Here is a 17,084-nt window from a genome sequence, read left to right on the forward strand (position 1 = left end):
TTGTCTGGGTCACGCTGACCTTGTGTGCGCAAACGAGGGAGGCAGAGCATGTTACAGGACCTGGTAGATCTGGGGCGGTATCCGATCGATCGCCCGGATTCGCCAGCTTACAGGCGATTGATCGGGGATTTGCGACGCGAGTTGGAACAGGACGGATGTGCGGTTCTACCGGGTTTCGCACATGCGCAGGGGATCGAGCTGTTGGTGCAGGAGGCAGATGAGGTGGCGCCCAATGCACACCGGTCTTTCAATCGAACAAATGCCTATTTCACCAAAGACGACCTACGGTTCGACGCCGCCCATCCGATCAGACGGTTCTATGACCGTTCGAACGCGTTTGTTCCTGCCGACAATTTTGCGCATTCCGGTCCTTTGCGCAGGATTTACGAGTTTAGCGGATTTCTTCCCTTCATTCGGGACGCGCTGGATGAGCCTGAGGACCGCTTCTTTCGTTACGACGATCCATTGGCAGACGTGATCATCAATGTCGTGGAAGAGGGGCAGGGCTTTCCCTGGCATTTCGACACCAACAACTACACCGTGACACTGGCGATCCAGAATGGCGAGCAGGGCGGTGCATTCGAATACGCGCCCAATCTGCGCTCAGCCGAGGATGAGAATTTCGATCAGGTCGCTTCGGTTCTGGATGGAAACACGGCGCGTGTTCATCGGCTGGAATTGCGACCTGGGGATTTGCAGATATTCAAAGGCCGCTATTCCCTGCACAGGGTCGCCCCGGTCAAGGGCACGCGGCGGCGGTATGTGGGCATCTTTTCATTTGTCGAGGCCGAAGGCATGTGTGGTGGGATCGAACGGACGCAGCAGCTCTATGGACGCGTGTTGCCACACCATTATGAGCGTGCGGGTTTGCGAAAAGATCAGTTGCTGGATTGAAGGGGCACTACCGGAGGTCAAGGCTCCCGCCCGTCGTCAACGCGCCTGTGGCGCGTCTTATCTGCTTGGGCCGGGCAGCGCTGCGCGCTGCGGTTGCGCAAAGATCAGAAGCCGACCCCCGTGCCTTGCAGCATGCCATGTTCCAGCGCATAGCGGGTCAGCCCGGCGGTCGAGGATATTCCCAGTTTGCGCTTGATGTTCTTGCGATGCGTTTCAACCGTTCGCACCGAGATATCCAGCTTTTGCGCAACTTCTTTGTTTGATTTGCCCTGAGCCAGTTCCAGCAGAATTGTTTGCTCGCGCCCAGTCAGCGCCTCGCGTGCGTTGTCGCCTTTGGGTTTCAGGGACCCACTTGCACCTGTGCACAGATACTGCTCACCCCGCATGACCGCATCGATGGACTGCTTGATCTCTTCGGTTGGGACATCTTTGAGAACATAGCCTTTTGCGCCGTGGCTGAGCGCGGTCGAAATGTATTCGGGGCTGTCATGCATCGACAGGATCAGGATGCGCGTATCGGGCAGACGTTCCAGAATGATCTCCGTGGCGCTGAGTCCGCCGAGGCCAGGCATGTTCAGGTCCATCAGGATGACATCCGGGGCGAGGCCAACCGCCTGATCAACCGCGGCCTGACCGCTGCCGAGTGTTCCAACCACTTCGATATCGTCGTAGCTTTCAAGGATCGACTGAATGCCCTCGGCCACCATGGGATGATCGTCGACAATAAGAACTCGGATGTTTTTGGCGCTCATGTACCGGCCTTTCGGTTCGGAGTTGCGTCTTCCTGCGGAGGCAACAGGTGGCTCAGCGGCAGGCTGGCCTCGATTACCGTACCGCCGCGCGGTCCGCGTGATGACAGAATACGCAGCGATCCGTCAAGTTGCTCAATTCGCTCCTGCATGTTGCGCAGACCGATGCCGGTGGTCGGGGTCCCGGATTCTGCGCGCAACCCACGGCCATTGTCGGTGATCCGCATGGTTGCGCCTTTCTTGTGGCCGCGCAGGTCAATCGTCACATAAGAGGCATCCGCGTGGCGTTCGATATTTGTCAGCGCCTCTTGTGCGATGCGGTAGAGTGCGATCTTGCTGTCCTGATCCAGCCGGTTGCGGAATACGACGGTGGAAAACTCGGTCTCGATCCCGGTTCGTTCGCGAAAATCGTCGGTCAGAGCCTTCAACGCAGGTCCAAGGCCAAGGTCATCCAGCACGCCGGGGCGCAGGTCGCGGCTGATGCGGCGCACCTCGGTGATAGCGGTGCGAAGATGGTCAATGCCTTTGTCCAGCGGATCGCGCGCGCCTGCATCATCGCCGCGCAACAGCCGGCGGCGCGCATTGTCCAGCGCATAGCGAACCCCCACAAGGATCTGGCTTATGCCATCATGCAGTTCGCGGGCAACCCGGCCGCGTTCCTCTTCCTGCGCGTCGAAGACACGCTGCGTCAGTTCTTTCAACTTGGCATCCGCCAACCGTCTCTCGCGAATGTTCAGCAACATGCCCGAAGCAAAAACAATCAGAACCGCAGCAACAACAATGGCGCCGATATACATGAAGGTGCGCTGCACGCGGGTCTCAACCTCGGCCCTTGCGTTGGCGACCGTGGCGACAATGTCGTCAATGAAGACCCCGGTACCCACGACCCAGCGCCAGTCCTGCAACCCGACGACATAGGCGATCATCTGCGCCTCATCCCCGGTCGAGGGTTTTTCCCACATGAAGCTGTGCCACCCGGCTCCCTGACGGGCGAGGCGAATGAACTCGTCAACGATAGGTGTGCCATCGCTGTCGGTCAGACCTTCCCAGTTGCGGTTGATGAATTGTGTCTGACGGGGGCTGACCAGATTGTTGCCATCATAATCGTAAACGAAAAAGAACCCGTCCTGCCCATAGATCATTGCCGAGAGAATCTGCGAGACAAGGTTCTTTGACACCTCGTCATCCGGTTCAGCGCGGCCATAGATATAGGCAAACCCATTTCGCGCCTGCGTCACGTAGTTGCGAAGTTCTTCTTTCTTGGCCTCGATCAGGCTGCGCTCCAGGGCTTCGATCTCGCGCTCGGCGGTCGCACGCGCCTCATAGGCTACAAGCACAGCGATTGCGGCCACGGCCACAACCAGCGGGATTGCGGCCACCAGCGACAGTTTCTGCGCATAGGTCAGCGAGACCAGATGTCGAAGTCTTTGCATGGACGAATCGATACGCAAGCGGCGTCAAAAATGCAAAAAGATTGGCGTTGGTCTGTGAAATTCCGGTGTTTGGGCCGTTTTTGTTGGAGTTTTCGTTCGGAAATTTCACCGCATCCCCAAAAGAAATCGATTCTCTACGCAGTAGTAGGTATTCCCTTTCGCTTCGCTCACATTAGGCTGACGCGCACTGAATGCGACAGGTCCGGTTCTGCCGGATCGTGACTATGAAGGGGAGGAACACTCATATGGATCGTCGTTCATTTCTGAAAAAATCCGCGCTGGGCGGTTCGGCAGCTGCAGCAACCGCTCTGGCGGCTCCGGCCTATGCACAGGGACAGCGCACACTGACCATGGTGACCTCGTGGGGTCGTGGTCTGGCTGGCGTGTTTGACAGCGCACAGCGTTGTGCCGACAGCATCAACGCCATGTCGGATGGCAGCCTGAATGTTGAAATCAAAGCGGCAGGCGAACTGGTTGGCGCGTTCGAGGTGTTTGACGCGGTGTCGTCCGGTCAGGCCGACATGTATCACGCCGCTGACTATTACTTTGTGGGTCAGCACCCAGGTTACGCCTTCTTTACGGCTGTGCCTTTCGGCATGACCGCGCAGGAACTGGTGAACTGGTACTATCATGACGGCGGTATGGAGCTGCATGATGAGCTGGGCGAAATCTTTGGCCTGAAGTCCTTCCTGGCCGGTAACACCGGTGCGCAGGCGGGCGGCTGGTTCTCGAAAGAAATCAACAGCCCCGAAGACTTCAATGGTCTGAAGTTCCGTATGCCCGGTCTGGGCGGCAAAGCACTGGGCAAACTGGGCGCGTCTGTTCAGAACATCCCCGGTTCCGAAGTGTATCAGGCGCTGTCGTCTGGCGCGATTGACGGAACCGAGTGGATCGGACCCTGGGCCGACGAAAAGGCGGGCTTCCAGGAAATCACCAAGACCTACTACACCGCGGGCTTCCACGAGCCAGGCGCAGGTCTGTCGCTGGCAACCAACCGCGACGTGTTCAATGAACTGACACCGGCCCAGCAGAAGATCATCGAGATTGCTGCCGCAGAAGCACACCAGTGGAACCTGGCGCAATTCCTGGCCAACAACGGTGCAGCGCTGCAGCGCCTGCAGGCCGGTGGTGTCAAGGTCCTGGAATTCCCTGACAGTGTCTGGGATGCGTTCGGCAAGGCCAGCCAGGAAGTTCTGGACGAGAACATGGGCGATGAGCTGTTCAAGAAGATCCACGACAGCGCAATGCCGTCGATGGCGGCTTCGTCGGCATGGAACAACCTGTCGTCGGGTGTCTACACCGCACAGCGTGACCGTGTTCGCGGCTAATCCTTCCTGATCAAAGGAAAAACGGTTTCCCCGCACCTTGCGGGGAAACCTTTCCCGTTGCGTGAAAGGACTTGGGCAAGCCACAATAGGCCTGCGCGCAACTGAGACGACCTGGGGACAACATGCAGGACGAAAACGGTATCTCGTTCTTCGGCGCCCTGTGGAATGGACTGGTCTGGTTCATTCAGAACATTGCCGAAGCCTTCTATAATTTCGGATATGCGATCACGCATCCGCAGCTCTGGCTGGACTGGTCTGACAAGGCGTCGATCATGCGCTTTGTGTATTACGGCGGTTCGGTCGAGTTCTTCTTTGTGGTGTTCACCTTCTTTTTGGTTCTGACAGCCGTCGGGTTGTATTACCGGAACTTCATGTGGGCCATCGTGCGCGGCCTTGAAGGTTTTGCAAACACCACCGGGCGGTTCTTTGCCTGGGCGGGGCTGCTGATGGTGATTCAGCAAATTGTCATCGTATTCATGCAACGGGTCTTTACCCGTCCTGATATGTCCTTCGGTCTGGGCATACCGTTCCAGATGGATATCAGCTGGTTCGCGGAAGAGCTGAAACTGTATAACGCCATGGTCGTCTGCCTGTGCTGTACCTACACATTTGTGCAGGGCGGGCATGTGCGCGTTGATCTGATCTATGCCGGTATCAGCCACCGCGCCAAGCGTGTGGTCGATATGTGCGGCGCGTTGCTGTTCATGATGCCAATGGCGGTGCTGACCTGGATGTACGGCTGGTTCTTCCTGTGGCGTCACTTGATCGTGCCGAACCCTTCCGCCAGTGATGCGTTGGACCGTCTGGTTGCCAAATCCCGCGCCCTGCGTTGGAACGTGGAAACCATCGGGTTCAGCCCCAACGGGTTCAATGCTTACTTCCTGTTCAAGATCCTGCTGGTGGCGTTTGCAGCCATGGTGTTCCTGCACGCCATCGCGTTTTTGTACCGGTCGTATCTGGAATACGTGGAAGGACCGGACAGCGTTGGAAAATACCTCGACAAGGACAGCCTTGGTGAGGGTGAAGAAGCCTATGAAGGCGCGCATTAAGGGCGGAGACAAAGACAATGCTATTCGGACTTGATGGCGTCGAGATAGGCCTCATTATCGTATTCTTTTGCCTTTTCGGGGGCATTCTTTCCGGCTTTCCGGTGGCTTTTGCCATCGGCGGGGCAGGGATAATATCCTTTGGCATCATCGCCGCGCTGGACAGCGCGGGGTTGCTGATCCACCAGGCGATTGACGTCGGATCGCAAAGTTATCGGGACCTTGTGAACTCCGGGATCAAGCCGGACACCATATCCGTGTTCCGATACCCGGATTTGCCAAGGCTCGCCGAACCTGTTTTTGCCTCGGGCTGGGAAACCGCGCTGGACCGCAACGTGTCGTTCATCGTGAACCGAATGAACGAGCGCGTGCTGGCCGGGCAATCCATCGAGACCCTTCTGGCCGTGCTCATGTTCGTCCTGATGGGCATCACGCTGGAACGTTCAAAGATTGCCAACGATCTGCTGACGACGATGGCACGTGTTTTTGGCCCGCTTCCGGGTGGTCTGGCCGTGTCAATTGTGGTTGTGGGGGCGTTTCTGGCGGCTTCGACCGGTATCGTTGGCGCGACCGTTGTGACGATGGGCCTGCTGGCGCTTCCAACCATGTTGCGCAACAACTATTCGCCGGAACTGGCGACCGGTGTGATCGCGGCATCGGGCACCTTGGGGCAAATCATTCCACCGTCGATCGTGATCGTCCTGCTGGGCACATTGGCGGGGGATCTGTATTCGACAGCGCAGGAAACCCGGGCTGTTGAAGCCGGTTGTACCGACGCGCTGACCTATCTGGGTGAGCCTGCGGTTGTCTCGGTCGGGACATTGTTCCAGGCTGCGCTGTTGCCAGGGATCATGCTGGCGCTGCTCTATGCGCTCTATGCCTTTGGTTATGCATTGCTGAATCCACACAAAGCGCCCGCTGTGGCTGTGTCCGGTGGTTCCGGGGAACCCATTACGCGGTCAGAAGGCCTGACATGGTTGCTGGGTGCGCCTGTAGCCCTGATCGTCGGTGCGGTCCTTTTGGGCAATGTCGGTGTGATCGGAAGCCAGAATATCTCGGTCTCGGCCTTCTCGGATATCGGCGAGGGTGCGTCGCTGAGGACCAACGTTTCGGCAGAGTGCAAGGCGTCGATGATCGATCTGCACGGGCAAGTTGCCTGGGATCAGGCTGTTGCCGAGCAGGAGGCCATTGATGCCGCTGGCGGCACAACCGAAGCGCATCGCCTGACAGAAGAGGAACTGGCTGCTGAACAACAAAAAAGGATTGCCGACGCGGCGCCGATCGGCACTGGAGTGGCGGTTACCCTTGTTCTGCTTGGTCTGACCCTGGTTCTCGGCCGTGGTATCGCACCGTCGCGGTCACCGCAGCCGCTGATCCTTGGCGCGATCGGGCTGTTGCTGATGGCACTGGTCGATATCCTGATGATATCGCCGACCACATCCTCTGGCGTGACTTTCGTGCTGCTCGCCCTGCCGTTCGCGCTGGCCATGTATGGTTGCAAAGAGGCTGCGGCCCGCTGTGCCACAAACGATCTGATCCGCGTGGTCTTCCCGCCGCTTGTTCTGATCATAGCGGTGCTGGGCTCGATCCTGGGAGGTGTCACCAATCCGACACCAGCGGCTGCGCTGGGCGCGGGTGGCGCGATCATGCTGGCGGCCTATCGCAAGCTGCAGGATCAGGGCCGTTCGGGCAAAGTGGTCATCTGGTCGACCTTCGCCGTTGTCATTGCACTGCTGATGGGGGTCAACTTTGACCTGCGTATCAATCAAGGCAGTGTGACGGTGGAAACCTGGATCGCCTTCATCATTGCTTATGCGGCCTATCTGTACGCCCTGTTCGGGCTGCTGTACGGATGCTGGGTGCTCTATTCCAGCGGTGTTTTGACCCCGGTGGTGCGTGAGACAGCCAAAGTGACCTCGATGGTGTTCACCATCCTGATCGGATCGCAGTTGCTGAACCTCGTGGTCATTTCATTCGGAGGGGAGCATTATATCCAGCAATTCCTGAAGAGCTTTGACAACGAGTTCACGGTTTTCCTGATCGTGATGCTGGTGCTGTTCATTCTGGGGTTCGTGCTGGATTTCCTCGAGATCATCTACATCGTGATCCCCATCGTGGGCCCGGTGATCTATGGCGGCTCGTTCGATCCGAAATGGGTCACGATCATGGTGGCGGTGAACCTTCAGACGTCGTTCCTGACGCCACCTTTCGGGTTTGCGTTGTTCTACCTTCGAGGGGTTGCGCCGAAAGAGGTCACAACAGGTCATATTTATCGCGGGATCGTTCCGTTTGTTCTGATCCAGGTGATGGGGATCGCGATCTTGTGGTTCTTCCCGACGATTGTCACGATCGTTCCGGACCTGATGCCAAACTGATCCGATCCGGAAGAGAATATTGCAAAGGGGGCCGGCTGGCCCCCTTTTCTGTTTATTTCGGGCAAGGGGCCAGCCCCTTCTTGGCCTGCGGCCAATTCATCCCCGGGATACTTATAGCCAGATGAAGATGCGGATCAGGTGAACTGGATCAGGTCCCAGCGATTGCCGAAGGGATCACGCCAGACAGCGACGACGCCATAGGATTCTTGGCGGGGTTCTTCTTCGAAGTGGATATCCCTGGCGCGCATGTTCGCATGGTCGCGATAGAAATCATCGGTTTGCAGGAAGAACCCAACGCGCCCGCCGGTCTGGTTGCCTATGGCGGCGGTTTGTTCAGGTCCGTCAGCCTTTGCCAGAAGAAGGCAGCCGCTGTCTGAACCGGGAGGCGCGACCAGAACCCAGCGCTTGCCATTGCCGAGGTCGATGTCCTTGATAAGTTGGAAGCTGAGCGTCTTTGTATAAAACAAGATGGCGTCGTCGTAATCCGGCACCACAAGGGTGACGGCATGCAGGCTTTGTTTCATCGCGCGGTCAGCCTTTGGTCGGGTGCCGGTCAGGGAGCTGGATATTGGCGACCTGTTCGGCGATTGGCGGCGCCGACAAGGGGTGATGCGATGTGCCGGTATAGGCATCCGGATCGCTGATTTTTTGCCAGCCCCCCTGAATATAGGCCTCGAGCCCTGAAAACTTGGCTTTGTAGCCCATCTTGGGGCTGCCGGGGACCCAGTACCCCAGATAGATATAGGGCAGGCCCGCCTCACGTGCGATGTCGATATGGTCGAGGATCATGTAGGTGCCGAGTGAGTTTTGCGGCTGTTCCGGGTCGTAGAAAGAATAGACCATACTTAGCCCGTCATCGAGCACATCGGTCAGGCTGACGGCGATCAACTCGCCCGTTTCAGGATCGGCATATTCCACAACGCGGCTGCGGATCGGTGTTTCCTCGATCATCGCGGCGAATTCGAAAACATCCATGTCAGCCATGCCGCCATCGGCGTGACGGGTATCAAGATAACGGCGGAACAGCTCGTATTGCTCATCCGTGGCCCATGGCGAGGTTGCGCGGCGTTCCAGGTAACCATTCCGCCTTGCTGCGCGCTTCTGGCTTTTGGTCGGCCGGAAGGCTGAAACATCGATCCGGGCCGACAGGCAGGCTGCGCAATCCGTACACGAAGGACGGTAGAGTACATTCTGAGACCGGCGAAATCCTTGTTGAGACAGGGAGTTGTTCAGCTGTTCAGCCCCTTCGCCTTGCAGGGCGGTGAACAGTTTACGTTCCATCCTGCCGCCAAGATAAGGGCAGGGCTGCGGTGCCGTGACATAGAATTGTGGCGCAATTGGCAGCGTATGTCGCATGAAATCCCCATCCAACCTCGGGAGGGATGATAGCAACCGTTCCCGAGACCGCCAAGTGTTTCACGCAACCTTGCGTCAGGCCCGTTGGTTGATCATCACGGTGCCCAGAAAACTGTCGGTCAGACCCTGGCCACGGGCGCTGGTCATCATCATGATGACCGAGATGATCTGGACCACGGGAAAGGCCATGCTGACAAAATAGCCGGCAGTGTGGGCAAGCGCCTTGCCCAGGTCCATTCGTTCTCCGAACGCGTCACGCAGCTCGATCCCCATAAAGCGCATACCCAGCGTGGCTGAGCCGTTGGCGATGGTCACCACCCGGTAGACGAAACTGACAACGGCGTAGATCAGGGCCAGGAAAAACAGACCCAGAAACGCAGTAAAGAGGATTGCCACCGTGCAAAGCAGCGAAATGAAGGCGATATCGAACAGCCAGGCGACAAAGCGTTTGGTTGTCACGGAACGATAGAAATCGGGTTGGGTGTCCGGGTTGGGCAGATGGTTCATTCGATAGGTCCGAAAAACTGGGGTGGGGGCACCCTGTCCCGAAACACCGGGGCAGGGCAAGGTCAATCAGGCGGGCTCGCCCTTGCCTTCTTCGTCATGGTTCTCGCGGGCGCGTTCATCCATGAATTGGTCGAATTCGGCCTTGTCCTTGGCGTCACGCAGGCGGCGCAAAAATGCTTCGAAATCCTGTTGTTCGCGTTCCAGGCGGGCCAGTGTATCTGCTTTGTAGGCGTCAAAGGCGCTGTTGCCCGAGGGCTTCATTGCACTCATGTGGCTGTGCCAGGATTTGCGGCGGTTGCAGGATTTGCTGAACATGCGTTTGCTCCAGATCATATAGGCCAGCAGGGCAAGGCCAACGGGCCAGAAGAAGATAAATCCAAGAACCATGGCGGCGATCCAGGCCCCTTTGCCTTTGTCGTCCAGCCAGGCTTCGGTTCGATAAAGCCATCCCGGATTCGCGGGGACGGCGGGGTCGGACAATGCGGTCATTTGAGCTCTCCAGGGTTGATGTAAACTCTATTCACATTGCATAGATGGGGTATCGTTTGGTTGGGTGCAAGGGGTAATGTGAAAAAGATTTACATTAAGCAATCCGGTTGACGTTTCAGGATCTGGCTCGCAGGTTCTGGGTATGGATATGACGGACAACAAAGCTGCCCCTGCACTAAAGGACATTCTTGAACTGGAAACGCAGGTCTGGGTGGCGCTGGTTGAAGGCGATGCAAGCGCCGACCGCGCCTTGCTGAGCGCGGATTTTCTAGGCGTTTATCCCACGGGTTTTGCCAATCGGGACGATCACGTCGGGCAATTTGCAGATGCGCCAACGATGGCCGAGTTTGATCTGAGTGATGCCCGGTTACGCATTCTGACCCCGGATATCGTCTTGTTGTCCTACCGTGCCGACTACCTGCGCCCGGGCGCAGATCGGCGCGAGGCAATGCTGATTTCATCTTTGTGGGAAAGAAGAAACGACGTTTGGATCAACAGCTTCAGTCAGGATACGCCGGTTCAGGTAACCTGATCAGAATGCCCCATTGACGATTACGCGCCGCAATGCGCAGGGTGCGCGCATGACTGACGCTCTTGCCATTACCCGCCTTCCGCGTGCGTTTGATCCGTCTCTGGGCGATGAAACCCGCGCTCTGATACCTGATCTGTCGCAGGAGATGGGAGAGCTGGTGGCGGGAACCGCCGGGTCCAGCCCATATCTGAAAGGCTTGATCGAGCGTGAAAGGGAATGGCTGCCTGATGCCTTATTGCGCCCGGATCAGGCACTGTCTGAAGTCATGGCGGATGCGCGTAAGCTGCCGACGGATCAGCTGAAATCCGGCTTGCGGCAGGTCAAGCGGCGGGTGGCGCTGTTGACCGCGCTTGCCGACATTGCAGGTGCCTGGCCGCTTGAAAAAGTCACCGCGGCACTGACCGATTTCGGGGCACTGGCCGCGGATACTGCGGCCAAGGCCGAGATTGCGACGTTGATCCGGCGCAACAAACTGCCGGGTATGACCGAGGACGATATCGAAACTGCCGCCGGGATGGTCATTCTGGCCATGGGCAAGATGGGCGCGCATGAGCTGAACTACAGCTCGGATATCGATCTGATTGTGCTGTTTGATGAGACGCGGTTTGACCCCGATGACTTCTACGAGGCCCGGCAGGGCATGGTGCGGGCAACGCGGAACTTCTGCGCGACGCTCAGCGACAAGACTGCCGATGGCTATGTTTTCCGTACCGATCTGAGGCTGAGGCCAGATCCTGCCGTAACACCGGTCTGCATGGCGATGGAGGCCGCTGAACGGTACTACGAAAGCCTCGGCCGCACGTGGGAGCGCGCGGCATATATCAAGGCCCGCCCCTGCGCCGGAGACTTGGCCGCGGGGCAGCGGTTTCTGGACACATTGCGCCCCTTTGTCTGGCGTCGCCATCTGGATTTTGCCGCCATTCAGGACGCGCACGATATGCGTCTTCGGATTCGCGAAAACAAAGGTACGGGCGGTGCCTTGTCGATCCCCGGCCACGACGTGAAGCTGGGGCAGGGCGGTATTCGCGAGATCGAGTTCTTCACCCAGACCCGTCAGCTGATCGCAGGTGGTCGCGATCCGGATTTACGGGTGCGCGGAACGGTTCCGGGGTTGGCGGCGTTGGCGTCAAAAGGCTGGGTGCCGCAGGATGTCGCGGACAAACTGACCGATCATTACCGGGCACATCGCGAAATCGAACACCGCATTCAGATGGTTCATGATGCACAGACGCATAAGGTGCCGAAATCACCGGAAGGCATTGAACGCATCGCCTGTTTGATAGGGATCGGCAGCGATGAACTGAAACAGGACCTGAAAAACCGCCTGACCGAAGTGCACGAACTGACTGAAGGATTTTTTGCGCCTGGACCCGGTCCTGCACCTGTGGCGGCACAGGATGTGGAGTTTGACCAGAGTGTTCTGGCCCGGTGGACGACCTATCCGGCCTTAAGGTCCCAGCGCGGGTCGCGGATATTCGAAAGGTTGCGGCCCGAGTTGCTGTCGCGTCTTGCCAAGACCGCCAAACCGGATGAGGCGTTGATGGCGCTGGATGGGTTTCTGTCTGGCCTTCCCGCCGGGGTTCAGCTGTTTTCCTTGTTCGAGGCCAATCCGCAACTGATCGACCTGCTGGTCGATATCGTTGGCACATCTCATGCTCTGGCTTCGCATCTGTCGCGCAATGCCTCGGTTTTCGACGCGGTGATCGGCGGCAGTTTCTTTGCCGATTGGCCGGGGCAGAAGGCATTGCAAATCGAACTGGACCGTGCGCTTGCGGAAGAGCCTGACTATGAAACCCGGCTCGACCTTGCACGGCGCTGGTGCAAGGAATGGCATTTCCGGGTCGGTGTCCACCACTTGCGGGGTCTGATCGACGGGGCACAGGCAGGCCGGCAATATGCAGAACTTGCACAATCGGTGATTGCCGCCATCCTGCCATATGTTGCCGAGAATTTCGCCCGCAAACACGGGCCCGCCCCGGGGCGCGGAGCGGCGGTGTTGGGCATGGGGTCGCTGGGCGCAGGACGGATCAATTCGCAATCCGATCTGGACATGATTGTGATCTATGATCCGCAGGATCAGGACATGTCCGATGGTCCGCGTCCTTTGGCCACGCGCACCTATTATGCGCGGTTCACGCAGGCGCTGATCACGGCACTTTCGGCTCCGATGTCACAGGGGCGGCTGTATGAGGTCGACATGCGACTGCGCCCGTCCGGCAATCAGGGACCAGTCGCCACCAGTTGGGCCAGCTTTACCAATTATCAGCAGAATGAGGCCTGGGTGTGGGAACATCTGGCCCTGACCCGTGCTCATGTCGTTGCGGGTGATGCCGGTTTGGCAAATGATATCGAAGCGTTCCGCGCCGGGTTTCTGTCGCGCCCACGCGAGCGGGACAATGTCTTGCGCGAAGTCGCCGAGATGCGAACGCGTCTGGCCGCAGCCAAGGCACCCGCCGGGACCTGGGATGCCAAAAACGGGCCCGGCCGCCTGATGGATATCGAACTGATGGCCGAAACCGGTGCCTTGCTGGCAGGGACTACGGCACGCGATGTGTCCTCGGGCCTCGATGGAGCCGTCGCTGCCGGGTTGCTGGATGTCGCGCAGGCGCAATCCCTGAAAGACTGCTACAGCCTATGCTGGTCGGTGCAATGTGCGGCCCGGCTTCTTTCGGGCAAGGTCATCGAGGCGGAACAGATTGGTGAAGGAGGTGTGGATTTCCTGTGCCGCGCCACCGGATTTGAACAGGTCGATGCACTGCAACGGGCATTGCAGAAGAGTTACACAACCGCGGCCGACCTGATCGGCAGCGTGATCCAAGAGGGCGAAGATGGCACGCAGCACTGATCCCAATGACCACAAAGGTCTGATCCAGGAAGCCTATCGCATCGAAGGCATCACCTTGCCGGAATGCCGCAGCATATTTCTGGATTGGGCGCTCAGCCTGCCCGAAGAGCGTGACCAGAACTCGGCGCTGACCGAGTTGCATGCGGCATACGCGCTGCACAGCCCGGACCATCCCATGACTCAGGTTCTGTCCGAGGGCCTTCAGGCGGCCCAAACCCCGAAACGACGTGGTGGCTGGCGCTCTCGGAACCGCTAGGGCTTTTCCATCGGCACATTCGCGACTAAGAGGGCGCCATGACCCAATCTGCCGACCGCCCCCGTATCCGCCTGAAACCCAAAGCCAACGCGCGCGGGCTGCGCCATGGCTTCCCCTGGGTCTATGCAAATGACATTGTCACCGACCGCCGCACGCGCAAGATCCCCGCAGGCGCTCTGGCGATTCTCGAGGATGACAACCGCGCGGCGCTTGCGCTGGTGGCGGTCAACCCTGACTCAAAAATCATATGCAGGGTGCTGGATCGCGACACCAACGCGCAGTTGGACAATATTTGGTTCGAAACCCGCCTCAGCCGCGCCGTTGCACTGCGTGAAACTCTGTTTGATGCGCCTTTCTATCGTCTGGTCCACGCCGAGGCCGATGGCTTTCCCGGTGTGATCATCGACAGGTTTGGCGATAGCTGTGTCATCCAGCCCAACGCGGCCTGGGCCGAGATGCATCTGGATACGCTCACCGACGCGCTGATCAAGGTCGCAGGCGTGACGACGGTGCTGAAAAATGCCTCGGGCCGTACGCGCGGGCTGGAAGGGCTGGACGATGAGAACCAGACTTTGCACGGCACCGCACCCGACGCACCCCTGCCTGTGCCGATGAATGGTGCCACGTATATGGCCGACCTGACCGGAGGTCAGAAAACCGGCTTGTTTTACGATCAACGCCCCAACCATGCCTTTGCCGCACGGCTGGTACATCCCGGAGCGCAGGTGTTGGACGTGTTCAGCCATGTCGGCGGCTTTGGTCTGGCAATGCTGGCCGCAGGTGCCGGACAAGCCCTGTCCGTCGATGGGTCTGCGGCCGCGCTGGAACTGGCCACCAAAGGCGCTGCGGCTTCGGGCCTTGCCGACAGGTTCCAGACCCGGCAGGGCGACGCGTTCGATGTGTTGACCCAATTGGGGGACGAGGGTGCGGCGTTTGACGTGGTCATCTGTGATCCACCTGCCTTTGCCCCCTCAAAACAAGCGCTGGATGCGGGATTGCGCGCTTATGAGCGTATCGCACGGCTTGCCGCACCTCTGGTCAAACCCGGCGGCTATCTGGGGCTGTGTTCGTGTTCTCATGCCGCCGATCTGGGGCGGTTCCGCGACGCCTCCTCCCGCGGGATCGGCCGGGCGGGCCGACAGGCGCAACTGATCCACACCGGATTTGCCGGGCCGGATCACCCGCAACTGCCGCAACTGGCGGAAAGCGGCTACCTCAAAGCGGTGTTCTATCGCCTATGAAGGCTGTTCTCGACACTTGCGTCCTCTATCCCACGGTCATGCGCGAGATGCTGTTGGGTGCCGCGCGATTGGGGCATTTCACCCCGCTCTGGTCCGCCCGCATCCTTGAAGAATGGGCCCGCGCCGCCCGCAAGCTGGGCCCGACAGGTGAGGCGCAGGCGCGCGCCGAGATCGCGTTGGTGCAAGCGGCCTGGCCGGATGCCGAACGTCCAGCGAACGAGGGTCTTCAAAACCGCCTGTGGCTGCCGGACGCCGCAGATGTCCACGTGCTGGCCACAGCAATAGCTGCTTCCGCTGATCTGATTGTCACGGTTAATGCCAAGGATTTTCCCAGAAATATCCTGACTGATGAAGGGCTTGACCGGCAAGATCCCGACAGCCTGCTGTACGGCTTTTGGCAATCCAATCCAGAAGGCATGAGCACACTTGCCACTCAGGTCCTGACAGAGGCCAATCGCCTCTCAGCCGAAAAATGGACCCTTCGCGCGCTCATGAAAAAAGCCCGGCTTCCGCGATTGGGCAAGGCACTCGCCACCTGAGCGAGATCCAGCTTCATCTGGCCAAAAATATCCCGGAGAGCGCGAGAGGCTGGCCTCTCGCAGCACAGGCTTCACTGCTGTGCCCAACGCTGTTCAAGCTTTTCCAGCGCCGCAACACGTTCATCTGTCTTGGGATGGCTCATCAGCCATGCCGGGACCACCCCGGCGCGTTGCTGTGTCAACTCTTCCAGCTTATGAAACAGTGATTTCTGCGGACCGATTCCGATACCGGCTTTTGTCAGCAAGGCGGCCGCATATTCATCCGCTTCATATTCATCCCCCCGCGACAGGCGCGAGGCGATCAGTGCGGTCAACGCGTTGGCAATCATCGCTCCGACAAAAGGGATGAACCGGTTCAGGACCATGATCAGCGCCGTCCGCATCGCATTCTGCCCCGAAAAATCGATCATCCGCCGCCGCGCGTGACCTAGTGCCACATGGCCCAACTCATGCGCGATTACACTGGCCATTTCCTCAGCCGAAACCTCGCCGTTGCGGAACTTGCGGTAAAATCCCCGCGTGATGAATATCCGCCCGTCCGGTGCGGCCAGCCCGTTCACCGGGTCGATCTCATAGATATAAACCGGAACCCGCTCGATCTCGAGCGCGGCAGCCAGCCGGTCGGTCATGCGCTTGAGGGCCGGGTCAACAAGTTCGGTCGACTTTGCGTCCAGTTCCCGATGGGTGCGCCAGACGGAAATCCGGTACATCACAATTCCATAGGCAATGGCCAGCAGGATAGGGGTCAGACGCAGCATGGGCTAGATATGGGTTTTCAACACCCCAAGAGCAAATGGAAAATAGAAGCTTCTCACAATCCAGCCGCATTTCAAAGTGAGGCTGCAGAGCGCGACCGTGTTCATGGATCGCTTTCAGGTTGCGGAAGCGTACGTCCAATTTCATAGCAACGTTCCAAAAGCGCCTGTCGCCGCGGGGCTGATCCGGTCGCGCCATGCAACAGCTCGAGTTTCCGGGGTGAAAACCCGAAATACCCGAACGTGCCTTTGGTCCAGAGTGTCTCAAGCGCGTCGGTGTATCCTTTGGCTTCCATTTCGTCAGAACGCGCACCGGCTGGCACCAACAGTAATCCTGTTCGCGACCTCTGGAGGGACTTTTCCGGGTCGTCCAACTGATCGTAGGCCCAGTCCCACATCCACACGCGGTCGACCCAGCCTTTCATCATCGAAGGCATTCCCCACCAGAACAACGGAAAGGCCAGGCAGATTGCATCGGCGCGCGCAATCCGTGTTTGTTCCGCAAGTATGTCTTGCGGTGCGCCCGTGCCTGCTTCGCCTTCTATATCCGCCATTGACCAGCGTGGATCGAACCCTTCTGCATGCAAATCCGCAACCTCGGTGGTATGGCCAGCCGCCTTTGCGCCTTCGCAGAGTTTCGCGACAGCGGCGGCCGTAAAGGAGTTCGGCTTTGGGTGATCCAGGATTGTCAGCAGATGCACAGTCAGCTCCTCAGGTTTTTAAACGGCAACCGGGATAC

Annotated in this window: 17 protein-coding genes; 9 read left to right on the plus strand and 8 right to left on the minus strand. The window is 58.7% G+C overall.

Annotated features, from left to right (window positions below; all coding sequences use genetic code 11):
* Positions 1-48 precede the first annotated feature (48 nt).
* Complete coding sequence (locus tag ACR0DS_RS04750; RefSeq protein WP_480558110.1) at positions 49-894, plus strand: HalD/BesD family halogenase; 846 nt, start codon at positions 49-51, stop codon at positions 892-894.
* Between the two features lie 104 nt (positions 895-998).
* On the opposite strand, the gene ACR0DS_RS04755 is transcribed toward ACR0DS_RS04750, so the two are convergent.
* Both ACR0DS_RS04755 and ACR0DS_RS04760 read right to left on the minus strand, forming a co-directional pair.
* On the minus strand, positions 999-1,646 hold the full coding sequence (locus ACR0DS_RS04755) for a response regulator transcription factor (RefSeq protein WP_480558108.1): 648 nt from the start codon (positions 1,644-1,646) through the stop codon (positions 999-1,001).
* Positions 1,643-3,076: a cache domain-containing protein gene (locus tag ACR0DS_RS04760; protein WP_480558106.1), complete on the minus strand. Its 1,434-nt coding sequence runs from the start codon at positions 3,074-3,076 to the stop codon at positions 1,643-1,645. The genes ACR0DS_RS04755 and ACR0DS_RS04760 overlap by 4 nt, the downstream gene beginning before the upstream one ends.
* Before the next feature lie 245 nt (positions 3,077-3,321).
* Between ACR0DS_RS04760 and ACR0DS_RS04765 the strand changes: the two genes are divergently transcribed.
* The 3 genes from ACR0DS_RS04765 (at position 3,322) to ACR0DS_RS04775 (ending at position 7,825) form a co-directional block, all read left to right on the plus strand.
* Positions 3,322-4,404, plus strand: a complete 1,083-nt coding sequence (locus tag ACR0DS_RS04765) for a TRAP transporter substrate-binding protein (RefSeq protein WP_267363846.1) — start codon at positions 3,322-3,324, stop codon at positions 4,402-4,404.
* Positions 4,405-4,526: 122 nt separating this feature from the next.
* Positions 4,527-5,453 (plus strand): TRAP transporter small permease subunit, encoded by a 927-nt coding sequence (locus tag ACR0DS_RS04770; RefSeq protein WP_267363848.1) that lies wholly within the window; start codon positions 4,527-4,529, stop codon positions 5,451-5,453.
* A 17-nt stretch (positions 5,454-5,470) separates the two neighbouring features.
* Entirely contained in the window at positions 5,471-7,825 is a 2,355-nt protein-coding gene (locus ACR0DS_RS04775; RefSeq protein ID WP_480480486.1) for a TRAP transporter large permease, read from the plus strand.
* Between the two features lie 134 nt (positions 7,826-7,959).
* On the opposite strand, the gene ACR0DS_RS04780 is transcribed toward ACR0DS_RS04775, so the two are convergent.
* From ACR0DS_RS04780 to ACR0DS_RS04795, 4 genes are all read right to left on the minus strand, one after another.
* On the minus strand, positions 7,960-8,349 hold the full coding sequence (locus tag ACR0DS_RS04780) for a VOC family protein (RefSeq protein ID WP_480558104.1): 390 nt from the start codon (positions 8,347-8,349) through the stop codon (positions 7,960-7,962).
* Positions 8,350-8,356: 7 nt separating this feature from the next.
* A complete protein-coding gene (locus ACR0DS_RS04785) occupies positions 8,357-9,181 on the minus strand; it encodes an arginyltransferase (RefSeq protein WP_480480490.1) in 825 nt (274 codons plus the stop codon).
* A gap of 75 nt (positions 9,182-9,256) precedes the next feature.
* Complete coding sequence (locus ACR0DS_RS04790) at positions 9,257-9,688, minus strand: RDD family protein (protein ID WP_209596678.1); 432 nt, start codon at positions 9,686-9,688, stop codon at positions 9,257-9,259.
* Between the two features lie 66 nt (positions 9,689-9,754).
* Positions 9,755-10,177, minus strand: coding sequence for a DUF2852 domain-containing protein (locus ACR0DS_RS04795; RefSeq protein ID WP_480558102.1), 423 nt, complete (start codon positions 10,175-10,177; stop codon positions 9,755-9,757).
* Positions 10,178-10,325: 148 nt separating this feature from the next.
* Here ACR0DS_RS04795 and ACR0DS_RS04800 point away from each other — a divergent pair, with 148 nt between their 5' ends.
* Genes ACR0DS_RS04800 through ACR0DS_RS04820 form a run of 5 tightly spaced genes read left to right on the plus strand, consistent with a single transcriptional unit; the run spans position 10,326 to position 15,590 of the window.
* Positions 10,326-10,709, plus strand: a complete 384-nt coding sequence (locus ACR0DS_RS04800) for a DUF4440 domain-containing protein (RefSeq protein ID WP_480545449.1) — start codon at positions 10,326-10,328, stop codon at positions 10,707-10,709.
* A gap of 49 nt (positions 10,710-10,758) precedes the next feature.
* Complete coding sequence (locus ACR0DS_RS04805; protein ID WP_480558100.1) at positions 10,759-13,554, plus strand: [protein-PII] uridylyltransferase family protein; 2,796 nt, start codon at positions 10,759-10,761, stop codon at positions 13,552-13,554.
* Positions 13,538-13,810, plus strand: coding sequence for a hypothetical protein (locus ACR0DS_RS04810; protein ID WP_480558098.1), 273 nt, complete (start codon positions 13,538-13,540; stop codon positions 13,808-13,810). The genes ACR0DS_RS04805 and ACR0DS_RS04810 overlap by 17 nt, the downstream gene beginning before the upstream one ends.
* A gap of 38 nt (positions 13,811-13,848) precedes the next feature.
* Positions 13,849-15,051, plus strand: a complete 1,203-nt coding sequence (locus tag ACR0DS_RS04815; protein ID WP_480558096.1) for an RSP_2647 family RNA methyltransferase — start codon at positions 13,849-13,851, stop codon at positions 15,049-15,051.
* Positions 15,048-15,590, plus strand: coding sequence for an RSP_2648 family PIN domain-containing protein (locus ACR0DS_RS04820; RefSeq protein WP_480538068.1), 543 nt, complete (start codon positions 15,048-15,050; stop codon positions 15,588-15,590). Before ACR0DS_RS04815 ends, ACR0DS_RS04820 begins: the two co-directional genes overlap by 4 nt.
* A gap of 71 nt (positions 15,591-15,661) precedes the next feature.
* Here ACR0DS_RS04820 and ACR0DS_RS04825 read toward each other — a convergent pair whose 3' ends face one another.
* Together ACR0DS_RS04825 and ACR0DS_RS04830 are read right to left on the minus strand one after the other, a co-directional pair.
* Positions 15,662-16,348, minus strand: a complete 687-nt coding sequence (locus ACR0DS_RS04825; RefSeq protein ID WP_480480500.1) for a M48 family metallopeptidase — start codon at positions 16,346-16,348, stop codon at positions 15,662-15,664.
* 101 nt (positions 16,349-16,449) lie between these two features.
* Entirely contained in the window at positions 16,450-17,046 is a 597-nt protein-coding gene (locus ACR0DS_RS04830) for an NAD(P)H-dependent oxidoreductase (protein WP_480480502.1), read from the minus strand.
* Positions 17,047-17,084 lie beyond the last annotated feature (38 nt).

The organism is Ruegeria sp. AF5, from assembly GCF_056541905.1.